We start from the raw sequence: 2,017 nt of genomic DNA on the forward strand, positions 1-2,017 counted from the left end.
CCCGGGCTCCGTGCCTCATCGGAGTGCGATTTCAGGCTAGCCCCGACGAACAAAGCCTGTCAATACGCCTTTGCGAAAGCGGCAACGAATTGCGGATGTCGCTTTGACCCTTTCCCAGTAGCGGTTCAGCTGCCGATTTTGCGCAGCTGATAGACGTTATGGGTGAGCGCCACCACTTCCCCTTTTTCGTCCTTGATCTCGGTATCCCATTCAAAATCGCATTTGCCGTTGGCGTCCGCCTCGGACTGGATGCGTTCGATTTCCTGATCGGTGATGCGCACTTCCACGGTCACATCGGTGGCGGCCGGGCGACGGAAACGGATCCGCATGTCCTTGACGATCGGGTAGAAGCGCCGCGTGTCGAACGACGACATATAGATCACGCCGCCGGGCAGCTCCGCGATGGTGTACAGGGCGCCCGCGTACATGATGCCGACGTGGTTCAGGTTGGGCGCCAGCGGCATCATCATCTTGCAGTAGCCGCGGTCCACGTCCAGGGTCCGGGCGCCGCAGCGTTCCACGAACGGAAAGGTTTTATCGGACGCCGCTTTGATTTGTTCTTTTTGCTCTTCGCTTAAAGCCATGGGTCTCTCCTGATTGCCGTGACCCATGCTAGCAAAGGGCGCGCGAGGGGCGGCTGTCGGGAAGCGACAGCCGGGTGATGCTTCCGGTCACCGTAAGGTTCAGGACAGGGGGCGGATATCCGCTTCGGGGAAGTCGAGGTGGAAGTCCGGCAGGTACAGAGAGCCGCGTCCGCGTCCGTACTGCAACTGCGGGAAATCCTTCCCGTTGCCCCAGGCATCGCTCAGGCTGGCAACGCCCAGGCGGCCCCGCACCGAGGGCGCGAAGACGAATTGCTGGTTGTCGCGCACCTGGCCCAGCCGGCGCCAGCGCTCGGGCAGCCAGGGTCCGAGTACGGGTAGGGCGGGACCGCGCCGCTTCAGGGTCAGACCGGCGATGTCCCGGTCCTGGTAGCGCACGGTCACGCTCTCGCCGTAGCGGGTTCGCTCGACCCGGAAGGAGGCCACGCGCTTGTCCAGGCCCCAGTTGCGGTTGCCGTTGCGGGCGCTGTCTTCGCTGGACACATAGATGCGGCCGATCGACCAGCGCCGGTGACCGTCCGGAAAGCGACAGGGCCCGGGCATGAACAACAACTCCCGATACGGCCCCACCTCTGAACGCTGGTAATCCACGAACATGACCACCCCGAGGCGGCCGGTCGCCGGGCCGAGTGCTTCGGCGGTGCCGCCTTGCTGCCGGCGCAAGGCATCGGGCATCGCCAGGGCGCAGACGTAGGCGTGCCCTCTCAGCGTCCAGGGAGCGGGTGCGTCCATTCGACCTCAGGTCCTTTTGTCGAACAGCGCGTCGGTCTTCGCCGCGCAGATGAAGTCGTTACGGTGCAGACCGCCGATCTTATGGGTCCACCAGGTCACCGTGACCTTGCCGTATTCGGTGAGCAGGGCAGGGTGGTGCCCCTCCTCTTCGGCCAGGTCGCCGACCTGGTTGGTGAACGCGAGAGCCTGGGCGAAGTCCTTGAACTTGAACTGGCGCTGCAGTTTCTCTTCGCCGTCTTCCTCCACCTGTTTCCAGTCCGGAATCTCGCCGCGCAGCTTGCCCGCCTCCTCATCGCTGATACGGGGCGCGTCGGCGCGGCAGGCTTCGCAATGCTGTTGCTGTAGTGCCATGGGGAATCCTCCTTGTTGCTGGCAGCTTCAAGGCTACAAGCTTCCAGCGGCAAGCTCCAAGCCTGCCGCTTGCGCCGCTCAGCCTCTGCCCAGCAGGTCCCGGGCGATGGCGATGATCTGCATCTCGTCGGTGCCGGCGTAGATCTGCAGGATCTTGGCGTCGCGCATCAGCTGCTCCACGCGGGACTCGCGCATGTAGCCGTAACCGCCGTGCACCTGGACCGCCTCGGTGGACACCTCCATGGCGGTCTGGGCGGCGTACAGCTTCATCGCCGAGGCCTCCGCCAGGCTCATCTGCTTGCCGGCGGCGGTCATTTCAATATAGCGGAACA

General features: G+C 64.1%; 4 protein-coding genes. All 4 read right to left on the reverse strand.

Features of this window, described 5'->3' with window-relative positions; all coding sequences use genetic code 11:
* Positions 1-125: 125 nt before the first annotated feature.
* On the reverse strand, positions 126-584 hold the full coding sequence (locus tag ABNS06_RS17755) for a YiiD C-terminal domain-containing protein (protein ID WP_194854936.1): 459 nt from the start codon (positions 582-584) through the stop codon (positions 126-128).
* A 99-nt stretch (positions 585-683) separates the two neighbouring features.
* Entirely contained in the window at positions 684-1,334 is a 651-nt protein-coding gene (locus tag ABNS06_RS17760) for a hypothetical protein (protein ID WP_348675941.1), read from the reverse strand.
* Positions 1,335-1,340: 6 nt separating this feature from the next.
* Entirely contained in the window at positions 1,341-1,685 is a 345-nt protein-coding gene (locus ABNS06_RS17765) for a 4a-hydroxytetrahydrobiopterin dehydratase (RefSeq protein ID WP_142948270.1), read from the reverse strand.
* Between the two features lie 78 nt (positions 1,686-1,763).
* Positions 1,764-2,017, reverse strand: a 254-nt coding sequence (locus ABNS06_RS17770) for an acyl-CoA dehydrogenase family protein (RefSeq protein ID WP_348675942.1), incomplete at its 5' end; no start/stop codon positions are given.

This window comes from uncultured Abyssibacter sp. (assembly GCF_964000955.1).
In the GTDB taxonomy this organism is placed as follows: domain Bacteria; phylum Pseudomonadota; class Gammaproteobacteria; order Nevskiales; family OUC007; genus Abyssibacter.

Bases quoted from the DNA above. Each gene is read 5' to 3' on its own strand.
- ABNS06_RS17755 (WP_194854936.1), bottom strand. From the start codon at position 584: ATGGCTTTAAGCGAAGAGCAAAAAGAACAAATCAAAGCGGCGTCCGAT.
- ABNS06_RS17760 (WP_348675941.1), bottom strand. From the start codon at position 1,334: ATGGACGCACCCGCTCCCTGGACGCTGAGAGGGCACGCCTACGTCTGC.
- ABNS06_RS17765 (WP_142948270.1), bottom strand. From the start codon at position 1,685: ATGGCACTACAGCAACAGCATTGCGAAGCCTGCCGCGCCGACGCGCCC.